This window comes from Paenibacillus nuruki, from assembly GCF_963311185.1.
In the GTDB taxonomy this organism is placed as follows: Bacteria; Bacillota; Bacilli; order Paenibacillales; family Paenibacillaceae; genus Saccharibacillus; species Saccharibacillus nuruki.
In genome coordinates this window covers 782,936-805,508 of record NZ_OY725677.1, presented here as the reverse complement: position 1 = coordinate 805,508, position 22,573 = coordinate 782,936, and the positions used below count along the sequence as shown (strand labels likewise).

19 protein-coding genes and 1 other RNA gene are annotated in these 22,573 nt (G+C 38.3%); 2 read left to right on the top strand and 18 right to left on the bottom strand.

The features are described 5' to 3' along the window. Window positions 1-3: 3 nt before the first annotated feature. The 5 genes from RCP16_RS03605 to RCP16_RS03585 all read right to left on the bottom strand — a co-directional run bounded on the left by RCP16_RS03605 (window position 4) and on the right by RCP16_RS03585 (window position 5,381). Window positions 4-879, bottom strand: a complete 876-nt coding sequence (locus RCP16_RS03605; RefSeq protein WP_245703517.1) for an ABC transporter permease — start codon at window positions 877-879, stop codon at window positions 4-6. Window positions 880-927: 48 nt separating this feature from the next. Beyond that, window positions 928-1,860, bottom strand: a complete 933-nt coding sequence (locus RCP16_RS03600) for an ABC transporter permease (RefSeq protein ID WP_069329340.1) — start codon at window positions 1,858-1,860, stop codon at window positions 928-930. Window positions 1,861-2,105: 245 nt separating this feature from the next. After that, complete coding sequence (locus RCP16_RS03595) at window positions 2,106-3,770, bottom strand: peptide ABC transporter substrate-binding protein (RefSeq protein WP_137220767.1); 1,665 nt, start codon at window positions 3,768-3,770, stop codon at window positions 2,106-2,108. Between the two features lie 199 nt (window positions 3,771-3,969). Further along, a complete protein-coding gene (locus tag RCP16_RS03590) occupies window positions 3,970-4,362 on the bottom strand; it encodes a DUF3397 domain-containing protein (RefSeq protein ID WP_137220768.1) in 393 nt (130 codons plus the stop codon). Next, window positions 4,362-5,381: a ketopantoate reductase family protein gene (locus RCP16_RS03585; protein ID WP_308641692.1), complete on the bottom strand. Its 1,020-nt coding sequence runs from the start codon at window positions 5,379-5,381 to the stop codon at window positions 4,362-4,364. Before RCP16_RS03585 ends, RCP16_RS03590 begins: the two co-directional genes overlap by 1 nt. A 191-nt stretch (window positions 5,382-5,572) precedes the next feature. On the opposite strand from RCP16_RS03585, the gene RCP16_RS03580 reads away from it, so the two are divergent. Continuing rightward, window positions 5,573-6,679, top strand: a complete 1,107-nt coding sequence (locus RCP16_RS03580) for a hypothetical protein (protein WP_083243634.1) — start codon at window positions 5,573-5,575, stop codon at window positions 6,677-6,679. Window positions 6,680-6,771: 92 nt separating this feature from the next. After that, a complete protein-coding gene (locus RCP16_RS03575) occupies window positions 6,772-7,200 on the top strand; it encodes a hypothetical protein (protein WP_308641691.1) in 429 nt (142 codons plus the stop codon). A 92-nt stretch (window positions 7,201-7,292) separates the two neighbouring features. On the opposite strand, the gene RCP16_RS03570 is transcribed toward RCP16_RS03575, so the two are convergent. The 13 genes from RCP16_RS03570 to rpoD form a co-directional block, all read right to left on the bottom strand. Then, a complete protein-coding gene (locus tag RCP16_RS03570) occupies window positions 7,293-8,636 on the bottom strand; it encodes a PhoH family protein (protein ID WP_273594445.1) in 1,344 nt (447 codons plus the stop codon). Window positions 8,637-9,104: 468 nt separating this feature from the next. Next, the gene (locus RCP16_RS03565) at window positions 9,105-10,115 is read right to left on the bottom strand and encodes an LCP family protein (RefSeq protein WP_308641690.1); all 1,011 of its coding nucleotides are present in this window, start codon (window positions 10,113-10,115) and stop codon (window positions 9,105-9,107) included. A 330-nt stretch (window positions 10,116-10,445) separates the two neighbouring features. Further along, window positions 10,446-12,284 carry a translational GTPase TypA gene (typA, locus tag RCP16_RS03560; RefSeq protein WP_069329334.1) on the bottom strand — a complete coding sequence of 613 codons (1,839 nt, stop codon included), beginning with the start codon at window positions 12,282-12,284 and terminating at the stop codon, window positions 10,446-10,448. A gap of 155 nt (window positions 12,285-12,439) precedes the next feature. Continuing rightward, the gene (locus RCP16_RS03555) at window positions 12,440-12,937 is read right to left on the bottom strand and encodes a hypothetical protein (RefSeq protein ID WP_069329333.1); all 498 of its coding nucleotides are present in this window, start codon (window positions 12,935-12,937) and stop codon (window positions 12,440-12,442) included. Between the two features lie 89 nt (window positions 12,938-13,026). Beyond that, the gene (thiI, locus tag RCP16_RS03550; RefSeq protein WP_308641689.1) at window positions 13,027-14,250 is read right to left on the bottom strand and encodes a tRNA uracil 4-sulfurtransferase ThiI; all 1,224 of its coding nucleotides are present in this window, start codon (window positions 14,248-14,250) and stop codon (window positions 13,027-13,029) included. Between the two features lie 2 nt (window positions 14,251-14,252). Beyond that, window positions 14,253-15,404 carry a cysteine desulfurase family protein gene (locus RCP16_RS03545; protein ID WP_308641688.1) on the bottom strand — a complete coding sequence of 384 codons (1,152 nt, stop codon included), beginning with the start codon at window positions 15,402-15,404 and terminating at the stop codon, window positions 14,253-14,255. A 199-nt stretch (window positions 15,405-15,603) separates the two neighbouring features. Continuing rightward, window positions 15,604-16,461, bottom strand: coding sequence for a lytic transglycosylase domain-containing protein (locus tag RCP16_RS03540; RefSeq protein ID WP_069329330.1), 858 nt, complete (start codon window positions 16,459-16,461; stop codon window positions 15,604-15,606). Window positions 16,462-16,870: 409 nt separating this feature from the next. Beyond that, window positions 16,871-17,371: a YpuI family protein gene (locus RCP16_RS03535; RefSeq protein ID WP_308641687.1), complete on the bottom strand. Its 501-nt coding sequence runs from the start codon at window positions 17,369-17,371 to the stop codon at window positions 16,871-16,873. A 448-nt stretch (window positions 17,372-17,819) separates the two neighbouring features. Then, window positions 17,820-18,233, bottom strand: an RNA gene (gene rnpB, locus RCP16_RS03530) — RNase P RNA component class A. 229 nt (window positions 18,234-18,462) lie between these two features. Beyond that, complete coding sequence (locus RCP16_RS03525; protein WP_308641686.1) at window positions 18,463-19,578, bottom strand: Nif3-like dinuclear metal center hexameric protein; 1,116 nt, start codon at window positions 19,576-19,578, stop codon at window positions 18,463-18,465. Next, window positions 19,554-20,336: a tRNA (adenine(22)-N(1))-methyltransferase gene (locus tag RCP16_RS03520; RefSeq protein WP_308641685.1), complete on the bottom strand. Its 783-nt coding sequence runs from the start codon at window positions 20,334-20,336 to the stop codon at window positions 19,554-19,556. Before RCP16_RS03520 ends, RCP16_RS03525 begins: the two co-directional genes overlap by 25 nt. Beyond that, complete coding sequence (locus RCP16_RS03515) at window positions 20,333-21,157, bottom strand: hypothetical protein (RefSeq protein ID WP_069329821.1); 825 nt, start codon at window positions 21,155-21,157, stop codon at window positions 20,333-20,335. The genes RCP16_RS03520 and RCP16_RS03515 overlap by 4 nt, the downstream gene beginning before the upstream one ends. Before the next feature lie 271 nt (window positions 21,158-21,428). Next, window positions 21,429-22,556: an RNA polymerase sigma factor RpoD gene (gene rpoD / locus RCP16_RS03510; RefSeq protein WP_069329822.1), complete on the bottom strand. Its 1,128-nt coding sequence runs from the start codon at window positions 22,554-22,556 to the stop codon at window positions 21,429-21,431. Window positions 22,557-22,573: the final 17 nt, after the last annotated feature.

Here is a 22,573-nt window from a genome sequence, read left to right as displayed (position 1 = left end):
ATTTTATTTTCTCAATTTTGGATCCAAAGCGTCTCTAAGACCGTCGCCTAGCAAGTTAAATGCAAGCATTGTCAAACAGATTAGAGCAGCTGGGAACCACATACGCCAAGGATACAAGTTCCATCCTGTTAATGCATCATTGATCATTGAACCCAATGAAGCGACAGGAGCCTGTACACCTAGACCCAAGAAACTCAAAAATGCTTCAGAGAAGATAGCACTTGGTACAGAAAGAGTTACAGTAACGATAATAGGACCCAAAGCATTAGGCAAAAGATGTTTGAACAATTGACGTCCAGCACTTGCGCCCATAGAACGTGCTGCTAGTACAAAGTCTCTACTTTTCAGCTGCATAATTTCACCACGAACGATCCAGGACATTGTAATCCAACCTGTTACCGTCAAAGCAACGATAATCGTTCCCAAACCTGGCTCAAATACAACCAATAATAGAATAACAACTAGCAAATAAGGAATAGAATAAAGAATCTCTGAGAATTTATTCATGATAGTATCTACACGGCCACCAAAGTAACCCATGATCCCACCATAAATAATACCGATGATTAAGTCAATTGCTGCTGCTGCCAAACCTACAATAAGAGAGATTCGTGCACCCATCCAGGTACGAACCCACATATCACGTCCAAGGTTATCTGTACCGAACCAGTGAACACTAGAAGGCGCTTTATTCGTATTCATCAAATCATTAGAGTAATAGTTAAAAGCAGAGATCATTGGTCCAACGATTGAAGCCAAAATGATAACGATCAATGTTCCTAAGCTAAACATAGCTACTTTGTTACCTTTTAAACGAATCCAAGCATCCTGCCATAAAGAGATACTTTCCTGTTGCAGTGCGATTGGTTCGCCGACCACATCTGTAGTCGCATTTTTATTGTTATTGTTTCCGCTAGCTGACAACGTTTAGCTCCCCTTCCGACCTGATAATTTGATCCGTGGATCTACCAGTACATATAAGATATCTGTAACAAAACGAGCAAGCATCAACAACACACCATAGAAAATAGTTACTCCCATAATCATTGTATAGTCACGGTTAGTGATACTGTCTACGAATACTCTACCAATACCACCGATACCGAATATTTGCTCGATAACAACGGAACCCGTTACGATGTTTGCAGTCATAGGACCTACATACGTAACTACCGGAAGAATACCATTACGTACAACGTGTCTAGTCATAATGGTAAATCCATTTAGACCTTTAGCTTTAGCTGTTTTGATATAATCTGCATTTAACACTTCTAGCATACTAGAACGAGTCAACCTCGCTATAAATGCAATCGGTTGAACAGCAAGTGCTATAACCGGAAGTACAAAGTCACTTGGCTCATTAAAGCCCATAACATCAAACCAACCTAATTTTAAAGCAAAAATATACTGGATCAATGTTGCCAATACAAAGCTGGGAACAGCTATACCTAATACAGCAATAATCATAGCTACATTATCAATCAATTTACGATGGTAAAGTGCAGCGATTAGACCTAATACAATACCGACAACAATTGAAATAACAATAGCGAAAATACCAATTTGTAAAGATGGAGAGAATGTATCAGCAATACGCTGAGAAACCTCTTGATTTTGGTATTTCATAGAAATTCCCAAATCACCTTTAACTAAATTCCCTAGGTACTGCAAATACTGTTCAGCAATTGGTTTATTTAATCCATACTGCTCCATTAGACGTTCTTTAATTTGAGGCTGCACATTTTTTTCTGACATAAACGGATTACCCGGTATAGCTTTCATCAGGAAAAATGTAGCTGAAGCCAAAATGAACAAGGATAACAGCATATACAAAAATTTACTGGCGATATAACGAACCATTTCCCCAAGAACCTCCTTTATCACATTTTGTAGTTTATTGAACATGGTCAAAAACAGCTCGTCATTATTCAACAACTTTTTCATTTTAAAACTTCATCTAATAGATAACAAGTAGAACTTGAAATTATCATGTTTAGAATAGCAATATATGGAAAAACGATAAACACGCAAAAACGGGATATATATGGATGGAGAATCCACACATACATATCCCGCTGCAATCATTAAACCGAAATCTTACTTAATTATTGGAAATAAGCACGAGTAAAGTCAATTGCACCACTAAAGTCTACAACGATACCTTTAAGATTTGGTTTAACCAGTGAAACGCTAGTGTAGTAATAAATTGGCATCATAGCCATATCATCTTGCACTAAGATTTTTTCTGCTTTAGACATATCTTCCATGCGTTTAGCGTTGTCTTGAGTTGCTTGCGCATCTTTCAACAATGCATCGTATTCAGCATTATCATATTTAGCGTCGTTGTTGCCATTACCTTTCATCCACATATCCAAGAAAGTCATAGGATCATTATAATCCGCTGTCCAACCTGCACGTGCGATTTGGTAGTTACCACTTTGACGATTATCTAAGAACACGCTCCACTCTTGGTTTTGTGTTTTAACACTTACACCAAGATTGTTTTTCCACATATCAGCAATTGCCAAAGCAATTTTTTGATGAGCTTCACTAGAGTTGTAGATCAAAGTAATTTCAGGAAGAGTTGTGTAACCTTCTTCTTTCATACCTTCAGCTAACAATTCTTTAGCTTTAGCTGCATCTTCTTTGAAGTAGCTATCTTTGTATTCTGTACGGAATTCTTCAGTGTTACCTTTGATTCCTGGTGGTACATAACCGTAAGCTGGAATTTGTCCACCCAATGTTACGTTGTCAACAATCGCTTGACGGTTGATTGCCATAGAGAATGCTTGACGGATTTTCAAGTTGTTAAATGGTTTTTCTTTAAGGTTGAACAAGTAGTAATAAGTACTTGCAATCCCTTTAGCTTGGAACTGATCTGGATATTGTTGTTTTGCAGCTGGAATTTGGTCTGTTGGAATTTCACCAGTTGGTGCTCCAGCATAATCCAATTGTCCACTTTGGTAACTTGAGAACTCAGTAGCTCCAGAGTTAACCAATGAAGAAGTAATTGTATTTAATTTAACACTAGCAGCATCCCAATACTTAGCATTTTTTGTCCAAGCCAATTCTTGACCTGTTGTCCAAGTTGTTAAGTTGAATGCACCGTTAGTAATCATTGTATCTGCTTTAGAAGCCCATTGTGCATTAGCTTCTACATTCTTTTTGTTAACAGGGTAGTACGTGTAGAAAGAAGTCAATCCCAACCAGTAAGAAGTTGGATTAGCCAAAGTCACTTCTAGTGTTTTTTCGTCTACGACTTTAACACCAACATCAGCGAAATCTTTAACTTTTCCTTCATTGAATTCTTGTCCATTTTTGATGTAATAAAGTTGGTAAGCGTACTCAGATGCTGGAGTTGTTTTTGGACTTAGAACGCGTTCCCAAGCATAAGCGAAATCTTCTGCTGTTACCGGTTCACCGTTACTCCATTGTGCGTTATCACGAAGATGGAAAGTGTATTTCAATCCGTCTTCAGAAACATCCCATTTTTCAGCAACGCCTGGAACAGGATTACCATCTGTACCTGGACGTGTAAGACCTTCATACATTAGTCTCAAGGCAGTATTTGTTTGACTATCTTTTGCCTGAGCTGGATCAAACGTTGGAGGCTCAGCACTCATGTTAATGTGTAAGTCTTGAGCTGCTGTAGCGCCATCTCCTGATTCTCCACTTGTTCCTGTGTTGCTAGAACCGCTGCCGCAAGCTGCAAGCAAAGTTCCGAACGCCATGACAAGCGCCATAAGTACTAACCAACTTTTTCTCTTCATCTAGCAGTTTCCCCCTAAAAAATGTGGTATATGCTTTTAAATTATACAACCAGTGGTCAAAAAAATCTATAACTTATATTTAAAAAATCATGTTTTTTTCGTTATTTTATATAAAACTGTCACATTTAAGCGTATATTATGCTTCACGCTACGGTCGAATACCTAACATCAAGCAAATATATTCCAATTTTCGACAAAGTTACTGTGTTATGTATTGCAAAATTCCAGTAATCAGTAAAGCAATGTAACCTATACTCAGTAATAAAAAAGAAACTCTCCATACTGCACGAAATAATCGTTTATAGTCCACTTTTCCTTTTAAACGGTTTTGTGCACCTCCGATGAGTCCAATACCAAGCAATAAAATAAGTAAAAAGATATAAAATCCTGTTTTGGTATTAAACGTATTATTGAATAGTGCAGCTACAGCAATATACAAAAATGGTGTTGTGACATCCATCGCCATACTGATCGCTGGCTTTTTTTCTTTTCCTTTTAGCCTATTAATAGTATACGTTAATACAAATGGAATAAACGGAACTAGGCTTAAGAAAATAAATCCATTCAATAATAATCCCAAAAATACCCCCATTAATGATCCTCCTGTCTATTCATAGCTTCAATCAAATGATATACACAGTCATTTGTTGGTGTAGATATGTGATGATCTTGACCCATTTTAATAATACTACCATTGATCCACTGAATCTCGGTTGTTTTACTTTGCAAAACGTCTGCAAGCATAGATGATGTATTATTAGAAGTCGCTTGGCATATGGCTAATATGTCTTCCCACCACAACGAAGAAACTTCGATACCATTAGCTTCGTATACTTCAATCACTTCATCATATAATTTTCGCATGACAGCTAAGCGCTGCTTAGATACAAGCAATTCACCATTCATTATACGCCAGATCGCTGTTAATGGATTGATTACAGCATTGATAACAAGCTTCCGATAGATATCTTTATCGATATTATTCGACAAGACGATATCAAGTCCTGCTTTTTGTAGTTCATTTAGCAAGAGTTGTATAGATAGTTGCTCTTCTTTATCTATTGCTTTAGATTGATCAACGACTCTAGTACTAGAAAGATTGGTTACACGACCTACAACTGTTTTTCCTATTCCTGTATGACTGACTTCATTTGGAGATATTCTTTTAGCACCTTCTGTTGTAATTGCGGCATAAACCTGCCATGGTGAATCCCACCATACATCCGTTCTTACCCCATTTTGCAAACAGATAATGCGAGTATGATGATCTGCTCTTTGTTTCAAATAAGAAACAAAATCAGCAGTGATATCTTTTTGTTTGACGGTAACCAGTATATAGTCTGCTTTTGGTTTATTTTCGTTATCAGTCATATCATAGATAGCACAGGCTTGATGTAGCTTACTAGGAATATAAGTTTGCGCTTCTACATTGTAATCTGTAGTGGATGTTTGGGCAGTAATCCCTTGTTGATTGATTAAAGTTGCTTGTTCTGATGTTCGAGTCCATAGATGAATCGTAGCTACCGAGCTATGACTAACTAATTTGCTGTAAAAAAGTAATCCTATAGCTCCTGCTCCAAAAATATCAATGATCAATTTTGTAACCTCCATACGTTTTTAAATAGGTATAATTAGAGTATATTCAACACTAATGAGTACGATGTTATACTGATAGTAAGTCATGAGTAATGGTTAACATGTATAGAAACAAGTGCTAATACTCTGATGTTTTACTTTGTAAAATCACTTTGATTTAATAATAATTGCGCTTGTACTGCCAGGCGCTATAGGAGGGACGATCAGTGAGATACATATATCCGGTCAAAATCGTCTGCTTCTGTTTGACTTTAGCTCTAACTTCTCAGCTTTGGTCTTCTTCTGTGAGAGCACAATCTGTACCTGCACCTCCGCAATTAGACGAAGCGACACGACAGTTATTAGAAAACAGTCTATCTGTGAATGAATTAGATCAAGAAATCAAACGGATTGCAGATCAGCAACATGTAGCTCAAACAAAATACACGACATTGGAAAAAAGTTTGGTACAACAAGAAAAGTTACTATCACAAGCAAGACATCAAGCAGATTCAGTGCTTGTTTCTTATTATACAGGAGAACGGGATGATTTTTGGGCTCTTTTTTTCTCGACAGGTAGTCTTTCAGGTATGATTGCTTTTTACGATTATTATAGAATGATTATTGATCATGATCAGTTGCTCCTTAATGATTATCAAGAACAATACACATACCTTACTCAGCAAAGAAATGAATTATACACGACAGCGACTGAATTAGGAGAAATTACTACCAATTTATCGAACCAACGTACACGAGTAGCTAGTCTGCAACAATCGATTCATCAAAATCTTGCTACCAGCTCTGATCCTGAGATTGCTCGGCAACTTATGAATGAAATGAATGAATATTGGAACAATATTGGACTCTATGAAGTCAAAAGATATTTTAAAGCGATTGCTCTATCTATGCAGCAATTCCCGGATTATCTTAAATCTCAACCTGGAGCTATCCAGATTAGAGGTACACATTACACGATTTCTATAGATGAACAACAACTCAATCAATTTTTGCATATACAAGGTCAGTTACCTGAATCTTTTCAATTTAAATTTGCGCAGGATCAATTAAGTGTACATGGCAAAGAAGGCAATTTAGACTTGGATATTACAGGACATTATGAAATTGTCGATCAACCTCAAAATGCGATTCAATTTTATGTGGATAAACTTGTATTCAACGGACTTCAATTACCTGATACAACATGCCGAATGTTAGAAAATGAGTTTGATCTTGGCTTTTATCCACAGCAAATTGTATCTTATTTGAAAGCAACTTCAGTCACTACAGAACCACAATTGATGAAAATTGAACTTGAACTATCGTTAAACTAATTTCATCATACACAATAGATACAATGATGATGAAAGGATTTTGGATGATGAATGAAGTTAAAGTTCTACATTTATTCAAATTCTATACAACAATGGCTAGAGAATTATGTCATTCTATGTATCAAATGCTTCCAGATGATCAAAAACCTATAGTGTTACACCAGCAGGCTTCTACTCATTTTGAATGGTTATTTGATTTGATTTATGAGGTAGAGTTATGTAAACCATTTGTGATATACTGCAATACCCATTGGACTTGGGATCTACATGGGGAACACTGTTTATTTGAAAGTGATCAAGGTATTCAGATTGAAGCCAATATCTATAATACAGACTTTGTTGATATCGCCTTTTTTAATGTTTTTATCAAAAGTTATACCGATGCTCATTCCTTGTTCGAATCTATAGAGGATATTGATTTTAAATTCACAGCTACTTTATTTGATCAATGGGCTAACAAGAATATTTTGCAGCAACAAAGTGGTACTGAATTTAGTCTAGTGCATCCTATAGATCACTAAAATACAAATATATTCACCATTTATATGTAAAAAAAGACTCTACTGTGCTAACCATGCACGGTAGAGTCTTTTGCATTGTATTTAAAACTATGTTATAGCAAATCAGCAGCCAATTGAGCCAGTTTAGAACGTTCACCTTTTTCAAGGGTTATATGACCACTGATGCCCTCTTGCTTGAAATGCTCAACTACATGCGTTAATCCGTTACTGATTGAATCCAGATACGGATGATCGATTTGATCAGGATCACCGACCAGCACAATTTTACTGCCTTCACCTACACGAGATACAATCGTTTTGACTTCATGGCGGGATAAATTTTGCGCTTCATCAATAATAATAAATTGACCTGGAATCGAACGTCCACGTATATAGGTTAAAGCTTCAACCTGAATACTACCAAGCCCCATTAAAATTTTATCAATATCGCCAGCTTTTTTCGTATCAAACAAAAATTCTAAATTATCATAAATCGGTTGCATCCAAGGGCGCAATTTCTCATCCTTCTCGCCCGGAAGATAACCGATATCTTTACCCATAGGTACCACAGGTCTTGCAATAAGCAGTTTTTTGTATTTTTGTTCATCTTCGACTTTGGATAAAGCAGCAGCCAATGCAAGCAGTGTTTTACCTGTTCCTGCTTTACCTGTAATCGTTACTAAAGGAATATCATCATTTAATAATAGTTCCAATGCCATCCGTTGTTGTGCATTTCGAGCAGCAATCCCCCATATCGGATCATTACTTAAAAATAACGGTTCTAACTTCGTAGAATCGGCATTTACTTTAAGTAATGCTGATTTAGCACTTCCTAATTCATCTTTTAATATCACAAATTCATTTGCATAAAAAGAATGTTTGATATTTAAGGATTGGATAGGTAAATAACGATTGCTGTAAAATTCATCAATCACAGCTGGATGGACCGTTAATGTGGTATAACCTGTATACATTTCATTAGGATCGGCTGTGCGATCAGATAGATAGTCTTCTGTATTTACACCTAGCACGTCTGCTTTGACTCTCACCAATACATCTTTACTAACAAGTACAACTTGAGAACGTGCCTCTTGATTTTGTTCTTTTTCTTGCTCCTCTAACTCATAATTCAATGCTACAGCCAGAATACGATTATCATTCGAAATCTCTCCGAACATATCTTGTACTTTGGCAAAACTACGATGATTCAATTCAACACGTAATGTCCCACCATTTTCTAAGTGGACACCATCATGTAGATAACCTGATTCTCTTAAAGCATCGAGTGAGCGTGAAATACTTCGTGCATTACGTCCAATCTCGTCTGCATTCCGTTTTTTAGAATCAATTTCTTCGAGTACAACCGCAGGTATAATGACATCATTTTCTTCGAAAGCAAAAATGGCATTTGGATCATGAAGAAGCACATTGGTATCCAGTACAAAAATCTTTTTCATCGAGAGTTCCCCCTTGAGTAGAAAGTCTTATGATCTCTGATGCCATTTACTTAGTGGATAACTATGCTTATCCCTTCTTGATCGGCCAAGCCTCACCCTCCTCTTAAATACACAAAAAACCAGACGCTATATCATAGCTAACTGGTTTTTTTTATACAATGATTCATATATGCACTTTGTCCACGATACACCAATGTACATAACAGTATAGAGCCTCTCCGGCACGTATGTGTGAAATATAGCATACGATCAAGCATCATCATGGATTCCGGCATCATAGAGACCTCCAATTACTGGCATGAATATACTGGTGTTTCTTCATTATAGCATAGGTTAATTTCATTTCAAATCCATAATCTGGAGAACCCCGTACAGCAGATATACATAAAAAAAGAAGCCTTTGCTTAAGCAAAGACTTCATGATTATTGACAAACTACGATTAGCTTTATCTAGCTACAAGAGTGATATTACTGACTTACTTTGCTTGTACCTGCTGGTTGATCAAATTGATCGGTATGCGTAGCTGTACCTGCTAATTCATCTTGTAGTGCCTGTTTAGCATTTGCTAATTCAGTTTCGTTGATATAGACGTAAGGACTTTTCCAATCACCAGTTACTGGCATGTATTTAATATTCTGCTTAGGAATATCCCAATACGTAGTCAGTAAATTTTTAAATTGTTCACCTTCAATATCAGTCTCCATATTTTTATCTACAGATTCGATAATCGATCCCAATTTAGTTACACCGCTAAAAGATTGAATTTTGTCTACGACAGCATTCAGTACTTGGTTTTGGCGCTGGTTACGACTGAAGTCATCAGACCCTTGTGTACGAGGACTACAATTTGATTTACGGTAACGTACATAATCTAGAGAGTTTGCACCATTTAGATGTTGTTGACCGGTAGACAAATTAATATTCGTACCATCTGCTTTATCCACATAACACATTTTCATATCTACATTGATATCAATACCACCTACTGAATCGACAACATCCCGGAAACCCTGGAAGTTCAACACAGTTGTATACTCTACATCTACACCCAAGTATTTACCGAGTAAAGTTTTCATTTCACTCATCGCTAAATCTGTACCCTCTTTTTTATCTTTAGCATAAAACTTCGGATAATAAGAGTTTAGTTTATTAGGAATGTACCCTTCGAGTTGTAGATACGTATCACGCGGCAAAGAAACAATTGTGGCTGACTTGGTATCTGGATTAAGTGTAGCTACCATAACAACGTCTGTTAAACGTGTTCCTGTTTCTTGACGATAATCAGTTCCCAAAAGTGCCATCGTAATCGGTTTTACTTTTGCTGATTTCTCAGGCGCAACAGGTTGACTTATAACAGTACCACCATTGTCTTTAGGACCTACTCCATCAAACATACCTTGAACCTGATAATATAAATATCCGGCATAAGCCATCACGCCAACAACAGCTAAAAGAATAACAATAAGCAATATTTGCATAAAGCGCTTAAAGCCACTTGCTTTTTCTTTTGCTTTTTTTGGGATTGGGATTACCGGATTTTTGTGTTTTGGCTTTTGTTCCTGCACGCGGCGGAAGTCCACCTGTTGTCGTACTCATTGCTCTCAACACCTGTTCCATCATTTTAGATAATGAAGTTATAGTCTTCAATTATGTTGCCTTCATCATACGTTCCGCTTCTGCATAGAGTATGTAATGGCATGTACTGTAGCAGAGATTCGATCTATTTCTTAGCGACCGAATCTCAGAACAGTATTTAACCTGTTGAAACAGGTACTTAAGCGCAGTGGTCTATCCAACAATATATGATATTAAGATTGCATTGCAGATTTACGTTGTTTTTCAGCACGTTCGCGCTCACTCTTATTCAAAATCTTTTTACGCATACGAATTGATTTTGGAGTGATTTCACAATACTCATCTTCATTCAAATATTCCAATGCTTGCTCAAGAGAGAAGCCACGAGGAGTTTTCATTTTGACTGTATCGTCTTTAGTCGCAGAACGAACGTTAGTTAATTGTTTTTCTTTACAAATGTTAACAACAATATCGTTATCACGTGTATGTTCACCAACGATCATACCTTCGTAGATTTCAGCACCTGGCTCAAGGAACAATGTACCGCGATCTTCAACAGACAAGATACCATACAAAGTAGAAGAACCACTTTCGCTGGAAACCAATACGCCTTCATGACGTCCGCCAACTTGACCAGCAGCAACTGGACCATAGCTATCGAAGGAATGGTTCATAATTCCGTAACCTTTAGTCAATGTTAGGAAGTATGTTCCGTATCCGATCAAACCACGAGCAGGAATCAAGAATTCTAAACGAACTTGACCACTACCGTTGTTAATCATGTTTACCATCTCAGCTTTACGTGAACCCAAGCTCTCCATAACTGCGCCCATGCTTTCTTCAGGCAAGTCAATCAATAGATGCTCGATAGGCTCCATACGTTTACCATCGATTTCGCGCACGATAACTTCTGGTTTGGATACTTGCAATTCATAACCTTCACGACGCATGTTCTCGATCAAGATCCCAAGGTGAAGCTCACCACGACCAGATACGATATAAGCATCAGGGCTATCTGTTTCGTCTACACGTAGACTTACATCTGTTTCTAATTCTTTGAACAAACGGTCACGAAGACGACGGGAAGTTACCCATTTTCCTTCGCGTCCAGCAAATGGACTGTTGTTTACAAGGAATGTCATTTGCAATGTAGGCTCATCAATTTTAAGAACTGGCAATGCTTCTGGGTGTTGTGGATCAGCAATCGTTTCACCGATGTTGATGTCTTTAATACCAGCGATAGCAATAATATCACCAGCACCCGCTTCTTCAATCTCAATACGTTTTAGACCTTGGAAACCAAATAACTTCTCGATACGAGCTGTTTTCTTTTGGCCTTCACGGTTAATAACGGTTACGGATTGACCTTGACGGATAACACCACGGTTAACACGACCTACTGCAATACGACCCAAATATTCGTTATAGTCCATCAATGTAACCAAGAATTGCAATGGCTCATCAATTTTCTCTTTTGGTGAAGGGATATGTTCGATAATCGTTTCATACATTGCTTGCATCGTTTCGTCTTGTTTTTCTGGATCAAGACTAGACGTACCATTCAACGCTGAAGCATAAACAACCGGGAATTCCAATTGCTCATCATTTGCACCAAGTTCAATAAATAGATCCAATACTTCATCAATAACTTCTGTAGGACGAGCAGCCGGACGGTCAATTTTATTTACGACAACAGTAGGAGTCAAATTTTGCTCCAATGCTTTACGCAAAACGAATTTAGTCTGAGGCATACAACCTTCATAAGCATCAACAATAAGAAGTACTCCGTCTACCATTTTCATGATACGTTCTACTTCACCACCAAAGTCGGCGTGACCTGGTGTATCCACGATATTGATTAAATAGTCTTTATACGTAATAGCTGTATTTTTTGCAAGAATCGTAATACCGCGTTCACGCTCCAGATCATTGGAATCCATCGCACGCTCCTGTAAAGTCTCGTGATCCCGGAAAATACCTGACTGTTGCAACAATTTGTCCACTAACGTTGTTTTACCATGGTCAACGTGGGCAATGATTGCGATATTGCGAATTTGTTCTCTTGATTGCATAAATTTCTCCAAATCCTCTCCATAAAAGGAGCGTCGGTCAACTAAGCCGACGCTCTACTATTTGTTAACACGGTGGTCAAAAAATCGGCATCCATAATCTTGCTTATTATAATTATACGTCATTGTTTCTATAAATCAAGCAAATTCGCATTTTATTACCAACCTGTTTTTGAATTACTACGGCTAGCAAGTAACCACAATCCAGATAGAATCAGGATCATAGCGATAAAATAAAAACCTAAAGTACCTAATAAACTGAAAATAAGCAGAATAACTGATAAACAAGTAAGGACAATAGAAACAAAACCAACATTTCGTGAAGCCGGTGAAGCTGCACAGACATAATACTCATACAGTCCTATCGCAATTCCCAAAATAAGAACAGGCCATAAATGAGCCATTATCTCCCATCCCCATGTATTACAGAGGAAAAATAATACTCCATATACTGTAAGTATTCCAGCCGGAATCAATACAATAGCAGGTGCACTGCGGCTAAAATACAGCAATTGCAATACAATACCAGGCAAAAGAATAGCAAGTGGCCAAAAAACGTGACCAATAAAACTGAATACGCCCAATTTGCCAAGTAGGATAATCAAACCTGCAAATAAAACAAAAAGTCCGATTAACCCTTGATTACGATTGGTCATTCCAGCTTCCTCCTTCATCAATCTGTCCCTATTTATATCGGTTGACTTTTGGCTATTCTGAAGATGTAAGTCATTTAACCTGTTTCCGCTTAGAACCAATCCTCATTGATTGTAGCGGATGCAAGTTGTAATGGACTTCCCGCTTCAATAATCATTAATTCTGTCTGCTCTACTGCACGTTCAATCATAGGCTCTAACTCCAAAAATGATTCTACTTTTTCAATAATTCGTAAATTAGGATTTGTTGTTGGTGATTTTGGTATAAATAATGTACAGCAATCTTCATAAGGCAAAATAGATAAATCGTACGTGCCTATTTCTTTGGCTATCTGAATAATATCATCTTTTCCAGTCATCACTAAAGGACGCAAAATTGGTAATTCTGTCGCACGCTCAATAGCGTTCATACTCGATAATGTCTGACTGGCTACTTGACCCAAGCTTTCGCCGGTAATCAAGGCTAATCCTTTTTGCTGTTCAGCGATCTTCGTAGCGATTCGCAACATTGCCCGGCGCATCAATGTAATCATTAAATTATCTTGCCCTGTTGTGGTAAAGGCGGTCTGTATCTCTGTAAAAGGGACTACATGCAATTTGACCACTCCAGCATATCCAGCCAGTACACGAGTCAGATCGACTACTTTTTCTTTGGCACGTTCACTGGTAAATGGATAACTATGAAAATGAATACATTCGACTTCCAGTCCACGACGCATTGATTGCCATCCTGCTACAGGGCTATCTATACCGCCGGAAAGAAGCAACATCGCTTTACCATTGCTACCCCGAGGAAATCCTCCTACTGCCGGAATCAGTTCACTATAGATATACGCGGCTCCATCACGAATTTCTACCCGTAATTCAATCTCTGGTTGTCTTACATCTACTTTGAGTAAAGGATAAGCACGCAATACAGGTGAACCGACTAAATGATTCATGTCTTGTGACGAATGAGGGAATTCTTTCCAAACCCTTTTGACAGACACTTTAAATGTAGTCAATTGTTCAATTTGTTGTTCACCGATCAATTCTACAGCGGCTGCAATAATATCATCCAATTGAGGCAACGTCTGCTTCACTGGAATAATATCCATAATGCCAAAAACATTTTTTAATACTTGAATTAATTCTTCTACAGATTCTCCACCTGTTTCGACATACATTCTACCGTATTCACGGCGAACATGTGCTTTAGGATAAGGGCGTAATACTGCACGTACATGTTCTGAAATTGTTTTTTCAAATCGGGATCTATTTTTTCCTTTGAGTGTCATTTCACCTAATCTTAAAATCAAACGATCTATATTTTGCATACTTAATGGGTTCTCCTCTCCAATGGGCGAAGCTGTGTAACAGTCTGATGAAGTGCTGTAATCAAATGTTCAATATCTTGCTTCGTATGTTGATCTCCTAAGCTGATCCGTATACCGCTTGCAGCATGTTCTCGCTCAATACCCATCGCTAACAATACACGACTAGGTTCAGCTTTACGGGAAGAACAAGCAGACTGTGTAGATACAATGCAACCCTGTTGTTCTAGACTATGCAATATCACTTCAGACTTCATCCCCGGGTAGCTGAAATGAACAATATGAGGTGCAGACACTGAAGGATTCGTTAACACTAATCCTTCAATCGATTGAATCGCTATTTTTAACTGTTCACTCCATGCTAGCAAGCGTTCTAACAATGTTGATTGTTCTGTGGATGCTAAACGTAACGCTTTGGTCATCCCTACAATGCCAGCGACATTTTCAGTTCCTGAGCGATATCCATTTTCTTGTCCACCACCTGCAAGCAACGGGAACAATTCAGTCCCTTGTTTAACATATAATAAGCCAGTTCCTTTAGGCCCTCTTAATTTATGAGCAGATAAGCTATATAGATCAATATTCCATTGTGCGATATTTACAGGCAATTTACCAAATCCTTGGACTCCATCGACATGAATCAATGTGCGCGGTTGTACTTTTTTGAGCCAATCGGCTAGTTGTTGAATCGGCTGGACAGCACCTGTCTCGTTATTCACATGCATTATACTGACAATAATAGTATCTGGGCGTAAAGCATTCTGAATATCTTCTACACGCACAATACCATCTGAAGCAGGATCAATATAACTAACATCAAATCCGATCTGCTCTAATTGACGACAACATTCATACACAGAAGGATGTTCGATCCGTGTGGTAATAATATGTCCTTGTGTACGTCCGCCTCGCATAGCGGCTCCTTTAAGCGCAAAGTTATTACTTTCTGTAGCTCCTGATGTCCAAATGATTTCGCTTGGCTTGACTCCAAGAATCTGAGCTGTCACTTCTTTGGCATGTCGAACCAATCGATCAGCTTCTTCTCCATATTGATGTAAAGAAGATGGATTACCAAAATGCTTTTGCATAATTTCAGCCATCGATTGTATCACTTCAGGATAAGGAGGAGTGGTTGCTGCATAATCAAAATATTTCATCGTTTCTGTATCCTCCTTTTCCTGTACATTTATATTTTCTATCCATTAAAAAAAGATCAAAAAACGGAACCTACGCTCCGCTTTTTGATCTATCTCATATGGAACAATCTGACTCTATATGATGATCAAATCTCTGTATCGCTAAAACGTTCGTGTACTATTATACCATGTACTTAGGTACTATGAACGTTAATTATGATTATAATTCGTATTTGGCTTGTGCATTTTCAATCTTGCCAATATAGCGTTGTGTTTCTTTTGGCAATTGGCTTAATTTCGCCATCAATTCTTCATCATTGGAGATACCTAAACGTTGTAGTCGACCGGGTCCTGCATTATAAGCAGCTAACGCTGTTTTCACATTACCATCATAACGCTTGATCTGATAAGACAAGTATTTAGTACCACCATCTATATTTTGCGCCGGGTCAAAAGAGTTACTCACTCCCAAGCCAGCTGCTGTACCATCCATCAATTGCATTAATCCTTTTGCACCCGCAGAAGAACCAGCATTAGGATTAAACGAAGATTCTGTATCAATCACAGCTTTGATCAATGATTCTGAAATTCCGTATTTGCTACTGGCTGAACTGATCAAATCATTATACGCTGTTGGCTTACTAGCACCCGTGCCTGTAGCATCAATTGCAGAAGCAGCATCTGCTCCGCCAATTCCTGCTGTACCTGTGGCTGGAAGAGGTGTATTCACTTTAGCCGTTGTTGTTGAAGTCGATGGATCGACAGGAGCCAATTGATCAAATTGATACCACGGATCACTTTGACCTGCACCACTCGCTGCATAGGTATTACCTGTAACTGAGCTTGCATCCACATCGCCAATACTTGTTGCAGAAGGTAAAACACTTGCAAGGCTTACCGCACTCAAATTCGAACCTTTGGATTCAGTCGAACTCCCAATATTTTGTTGTAACATCATATCAAATAATTTATTGCTGTCACTGGTATTAGCGGTCACTTGGTCTGCACTACCCACACCAGACGAATTCAAATATTTTAATTCAATTAATTGTTTTGCCACTTTTGCATCAATTTGCATTCTGCTCGTGACTCCCATCTATATAATGTACATAATGTCCGTCATCTATATTTATCTTTGTCTTTATTATAGTTGTACAAAGTGTTCTATTCTATAAGAAACAATACTCATAACTGTACCTTCTTCAGAAAATAGGAACAATCTCCTTCTATACTCGAAATCATGGTTAGTTAAACATTTTTATAAGTCTATATACTACTTTTCGACAAATAACTTACTTTTGTGAATAACAAGTTTATTAATTTTTGTAACGACTGTATTTTATATTGTAAACAAATCATTAAATATGGGTAATTCATTAAATTTATATGTAATATTTTATATCATTTATCGTTATATTATATCTATAAAAAATAAAAAGATGCCCCGAAGGACATCTTGGTTTACTGATTTCATAGTGAGATCAAAATTAAGCGTGGCGTTGATTCATACGACGTTGTGTCAAATAATCACTTTCGTAGTAAGCTAAATCATCGCGTAATTCTTCATAAATTTTGGTGATTTCTAAAATAATGTCTCTAACCGGTTTGACAGGAGTCTGACGGAAACGAATCGCTTCCTGACCTGTATAAGCATAACGTCCATCTTCAGAGTAGCACTCATTTTTGGGATAAAAAAAGCTATTGATACAATGGTGATACGCATTATAAAGTGCTTTTTCTGCAAAATCCATATCGAAGTTTGCACGACGGATCACTACACCTAATTTTTCGTAAGAAACTTCGGAAAACACAAGCAAATGACGTAAATCGGACAAAAATCCTTTGTAGAAAACAACACTGTCGACCCCACTTTCAGCGGTCAATGCTTGTAAAGAGTATTCGTTTAGGAACTCTTCCATCTTCTCCATTGCTGGTTTCAATTTTTCCCTAGTGCTTTCACTTAACTTTTGGACATTCGCTGCTAACATGTCTGTAGCTCCCCCTTAAAATTGGTTCCTTAGAGACTGGGATGCCCCTCGAGAAAGGAAACATTACCCTGATTTTTAATTACAATCCTACCACAAAAATAATACTTATGGTATCTCTGATGTGTACAAAATCTTCTTAACTTCATTTTAACCATATTTTAAATATTAAAAACGTCTCCTTGTGAAAAGGAATCTCATCAATATCCCCATTGATGAATGGTTTATTATCATATAGATTACTTTGGTTTTTACAAAGAAGCAAGTTTGTTATTAGAATATCAATTTTAACCGCATCAAAAAGCGGCGTGCTCTCCAGAGATGGAAAAACACACCGCCTTCTTCCAGCGGATATACAACCGGTACAGAGTGTCTATAACTCTATATCGGATCATGATCAATACTTATAAATGATATCTGTATACTGCATCAAATAAATAGTAGCGTTAGTGGGGAAAGCTTCTCGTAAGCCGGGTTCTGTGCCTTTTGTGGTTCAGACGGGAACTACCCTCCCACTTTAGGCGACAATCATCTATCTAGGCCAAACATTACTGTTTGGCTCCAGCGACCAACCTCGATACACCTCGGGCAAAGGCTGCTTTTTCGAAAAAAAGCCGTATCTCTTTAGGTCTTGCTCCAGATGGGGTTTACCAGGAACGAAGTCACCAGCGTTCCTCGGGGTCTCTTACACCCCGGTTCCATCCTTACCTGTGCATAATTTCCGAAGAAATCAGCCATCGGCGGTCCATTTCTGTGGCACTATCCTTCAACTCGCGCTGACTGGATGTTATCCAGCACCCTGCCCTGTGGAGCCCGGACTTTCCTCCCGTGACGATAAGTCACCGGCGATTGTCTGTTTAGCTTTCCGCGAACGCAACACTTCACATTATATAATCATTCTATAAGAGTGTAAAGCATACATTACACTTTTTAAGAGTTTACATTACAAAAATGCAGATTTGATTGCATTCTCTAGCTATTTCGATACATTTCGCACAGTACATTTTGTAAAGCACACGATAATTAACTTAAAGATATACGGCTTCAAATCTTTAAATACAAAGATTAACATAACTTTTGTACCCGATTAACTTTTATACAAATTGAAAAGGTTCCGTATTGATTGTAGAAGCATGCACTTGAGTATCGTACTTATCTGCTTGTAGTCGCTTACGAATAACCTCAGCCAGTCCTGACTTCATAATCTTCTCTGTATTATGCCCGGGATCAATAATCGCTATTCCAGCCATCAATGCATCCTGAGCAGTATGATAATCGATATCTCCTGTAACAATTACATCTGCACCTTTAAATAAAGCCTGATTCACATAGCGACTACCTGATCCACCAAGCACTGCTGCTTTTTTGATCGTACGCTGAAGATCACCGGTTACTCGTACAATCGATACATCTAATCCTTGTTTAACCGTATCGACAAATTGAGCAAGACTCACCGGAGCATCTAATTTACCTACACGACCTAGACCATATACTTTACCGCTATCTGCTAACGGATACAGATCATAAGCGACTTCTTCATAAGGATGCGACTTGATTAATGCTTGAATCACTTTATTGCGCAGACTGGAAGGAACGACTGTTTCCAGACGAATCTCAGATACCGATTCTAATTTACCTGTAGTCCCTATGTAAGGCTCACTGCCTTCTTCCGGCTGAAATGTACCTGTACCTTCCAAAGTAAACGTACAATGGCTGTAATCACCGATATGACCGCCACCAGCCGCAGTGATCGCCTTACGTACACCTTCTACATGAGTATCAGGTACAAAAGTGACTAATTTGAATAAAGAATCTGTAGATGTCTGTTCGATCGGTACTGTCTGACGAAGCCCTAACGCATCAGCCATCCAATCATTGACTCCACCTTCAGCGATATCTAGATTCGTATGACTGATATAGACTGCAATATCATGCTTAATAAGCTTTTCATACAATTTGCCCATTGGCGTACTGGTATTGATACTTTTAAGAGCACGGAAAATAATCGCATGATGAGCAATAATCAAATCAACATTAAGAGCGATCGCTTCATCGACTACTTCATCAGTCACATCAAGAGCAACCAGAATGTTACGAATATCCTTTTGTAGTGTTCCTAATTGCAGACCAATTCGATCATCAGGTACAGCGATACTTTTAGGTGCAAATTGCTCCATATATTGAATTACAGTTTGTCCTTTTGCAAGCATACTAGAACCTCCTTCACAGTTTGAAGCTGTTGGCGAAAAGCAGCCGATTTGGCTTGTGCTTCTTCATTTTCAGACTTACCTGTTGAAGCAGCTACTTTTTCAAGTTTATTGATTTCTTGAGACCATTTGTATTGAAAAATGACAGACCCTTCTTGAATTAAATAAGGTCCAAAACGTAGCAAGCTATCTTGATCAACATGATAATCATTCACTTGGTGATCTGTACTGTGAGCAGTTAACGTTATCCCTGCATATAATTGTTGATTTTGCGTACTCGCATCAGGCAGACGATCTGCTGTTAAAATTTCATAAATACGTCCGTCTTCTTCTAAAATTTGTTCATGGCTTAAAAACCAATCATGTTCTAGTAACCAACGACGTACGTTTTCTTCGCCGACATTAGGTTGAAGTACAAGACGTTGTACACCTGCTAATTTATCAATGCCTTCCGATAAGATAGAGACGATCAATACGCCGCCCATTCCTGCGATCGTTACCACATCCACTTCGCCGGGCTCGATCACAGCAAGTCCATTACCTAATCTTACATTGATCTTTTCTTTGAGCCCTGCTTCATTCACCTGACGCTGAGCCGCATCGCGAGGCCCTACATTGACTTCCCCTGCAATTGCTTCTGTAATTATGCCTTTACGCATAGCAAAAACCGGCAAAAGGGCATGGTCGGAACCAATATCCGCCAACCGGCTTCCTGTCGGAATTTGCTCTGCAATTTTTGTTAATCGTGTTGATAATTTCATGCAGCCACCCACGCTATCCATTTTTTTCGAAGTACAAATAAAATAATACATATCAATGCCACTTTTACCATACAAAATAGTGCGAATGCTTCTGGCATTTGTCCCCGTAGAAAGACTTCATCAATCTCCGGCATAAACCAGACTCCAAGACTACTTGTAAAATAAACAGCCGCCATTTTTTTGCCACGATGATGTACAAGCCAGCAAAACCACATTAATAACAAACTAATAGGTAACCATAGCCCTTGTAACATCAACCATGAAGCTTTAGGTTGAACCTGAGCAAAGAACCCTGCATATAATAATACAAAAGCACCAAACCCTATATACAATAACACAGGACTCGAAATAATATAACCGAGTATACACCATATTATCGCGCAAACCAAAATTAACAGCGTTGTAAAAACACGTTCATCCATGCCCTGTTCACGAATCAAAAATATACCTAATCCCAACATGAGCAAACTACCTATCGCTAATAAAAATGACGATGCCAGCGCATTACGTGTACGCAGACGAATTCCGCCAGTATAACATAAAGCCGTAAATAACGGTATACATACCAGCTGTACTAAAAATGGAAATGTAGCAAAATACAAAATAGTCAAACAAATAAAACATACCACGATAAAAGTAAACAACCATGTGCGAATATTGCCCTGTTGTAATGAATTCATCGACAGTACTTTTTTGTCACTCCGCTCTTGATCCACATCGTACAAATTCATCAAAAAATCGCAATAATGCCCTGGAAGCAAGCGATTTTCCCGCCAGTATTCAATTTCATCCAAAATAACTTCCCGTTTCCCCCGATCCACGACTTTCCCACTCCCTATTCATCACTAGGCCATTGCTCGATCTATGCGCTGCCAGCCGATTGTAACCGATTATTAGATACTGATAACAGCTATACTTGCATTATAGCCTGTTATGTTCTTCTATAGTTATATATCGCTTAATTGGGAGCAAAAGTAAACCCCTTACATAATGAATCTGTAAAAAACGAATTTTGACTGATATGTAAACCAAAAAACATCGTAATACAAAAAGAGACCTTACCGCTATAAGCAGAAGGTCTCTTTGTATACTCTATTCTAAGAAATCTTTCAGACGTTTGCTACGGCTTGGGTGACGAAGCTTACGAAGTGCTTTTGCTTCAATCTGACGAATCCGTTCACGCGTAACACCAAATACTTTACCAACTTCTTCAAGCGTTCTCGTACGTCCATCATCTAAACCAAAGCGTAGACGAAGTACATTTTCTTCACGCTCTGTCAAAGTATCCAGAACATCTTCCAATTGCTCTTTTAACAATTCATAAGCCGCAGCATCTGCTGGAGCCAAAGCATCTTGATCTTCAATAAAATCGCCCAAGTGAGAATCATCTTCTTCACCGATCGGCGTTTCTAACGAAACAGGTTCTTGAGCAATTTTCATAATCTCACGAACTTTTTCGACACTTAGTTCCATTTCAGCAGCGATTTCTTCTGGTGTAGGTTCACGTCCTAATTCTTGTAGCAATTGACGGGAAACCCGAATCAATTTGTTGATGGTTTCTACCATATGCACAGGAATACGAATCGTTCTTGCCTGATCGGCAATTGCGCGCGTAATCGCCTGGCGAATCCACCAAGTAGCATACGTACTAAATTTGTATCCTTTTGTATGGTCAAACTTCTCAACCGCTTTGATTAGACCCATATTACCTTCTTGGATCAAATCAAGGAACAACATTCCGCGTCCCACATAACGCTTAGCAATACTAACTACGAGACGTAAGTTAGCTTCAGCCAATCTACGTTTTGCTTCTTCATCGCCATTTTCAATCCGTTTAGCCAATTCCACTTCATTATCTGCTGATAATAGAGGAACACGACCGATTTCTTTCAAATACATACGAACCGGGTCATTAATCTTGATACCTGGTGGAAGCGCAAGGTCATCGTCGAAATTAAATTCGCTATCTGAACTCTCACGATCGGTACTAGGGCGCATTGTAATTTCTTCGTCGCCTTCATTGACCACTTCGATACCTATATCACCCAATTGCTCGTAAAACTCATCAATTTGCTCAGAATCCTGGTCAAATGGAGCCAGTCTTTCCATAATATCTTTGTAATTCAGAGAGGATCTTTTTTTGCCGACCTCTATTAATTGTTCTTTCACCTGATCTAATGTTAATTCGGTTTCTAATTCAGTATGCTGATCGTTCGCCATCTTTCGACTCCCTCCTC

Bases quoted from the DNA above. Each gene is read 5' to 3' on its own strand.
- RCP16_RS03525 (WP_308641686.1), bottom strand. From the start codon at position 19,578: ATGCTTGCAAAAGGACAAACTGTAATTCAATATATGGAGCAATTTGCA.
- RCP16_RS03545 (WP_308641688.1), bottom strand. From the start codon at position 15,404: ATGAAATATTTTGATTATGCAGCAACCACTCCTCCTTATCCTGAAGTG.
- RCP16_RS03600 (WP_069329340.1), bottom strand. From the start codon at position 1,860: ATGGTTCGTTATATCGCCAGTAAATTTTTGTATATGCTGTTATCCTTG.
- typA (WP_069329334.1), bottom strand. From the start codon at position 12,284: ATGCAATCAAGAGAACAAATTCGCAATATCGCAATCATTGCCCACGTT.
- RCP16_RS03520 (WP_308641685.1), bottom strand. From the start codon at position 20,336: ATGAAATTATCAACACGATTAACAAAAATTGCAGAGCAAATTCCGACA.
- RCP16_RS03540 (WP_069329330.1), bottom strand. From the start codon at position 16,461: ATGCAAATTGATGCAAAAGTGGCAAAACAATTAATTGAATTAAAATAT.
- RCP16_RS03570 (WP_273594445.1), bottom strand. From the start codon at position 8,636: ATGAAAAAGATTTTTGTACTGGATACCAATGTGCTTCTTCATGATCCA.
- rpoD (WP_069329822.1), bottom strand. From the start codon at position 22,556: ATGGCGAACGATCAGCATACTGAATTAGAAACCGAATTAACATTAGAT.
- thiI (WP_308641689.1), bottom strand. From the start codon at position 14,250: ATGCAAAATATAGATCGTTTGATTTTAAGATTAGGTGAAATGACACTC.
- RCP16_RS03585 (WP_308641692.1), bottom strand. From the start codon at position 5,381: ATGGAGGTTACAAAATTGATCATTGATATTTTTGGAGCAGGAGCTATA.
- RCP16_RS03575 (WP_308641691.1), top strand. From the start codon at position 6,772: ATGGCTAGAGAATTATGTCATTCTATGTATCAAATGCTTCCAGATGAT.
- RCP16_RS03535 (WP_308641687.1), bottom strand. From the start codon at position 17,371: ATGTTAGCAGCGAATGTCCAAAAGTTAAGTGAAAGCACTAGGGAAAAA.
- RCP16_RS03555 (WP_069329333.1), bottom strand. From the start codon at position 12,937: ATGACCAATCGTAATCAAGGGTTAATCGGACTTTTTGTTTTATTTGCA.
- RCP16_RS03565 (WP_308641690.1), bottom strand. From the start codon at position 10,115: ATGCAAATATTGCTTATTGTTATTCTTTTAGCTGTTGTTGGCGTGATG.
- RCP16_RS03595 (WP_137220767.1), bottom strand. From the start codon at position 3,770: ATGAAGAGAAAAAGTTGGTTAGTACTTATGGCGCTTGTCATGGCGTTC.
- RCP16_RS03590 (WP_137220768.1), bottom strand. From the start codon at position 4,362: ATGGGGGTATTTTTGGGATTATTATTGAATGGATTTATTTTCTTAAGC.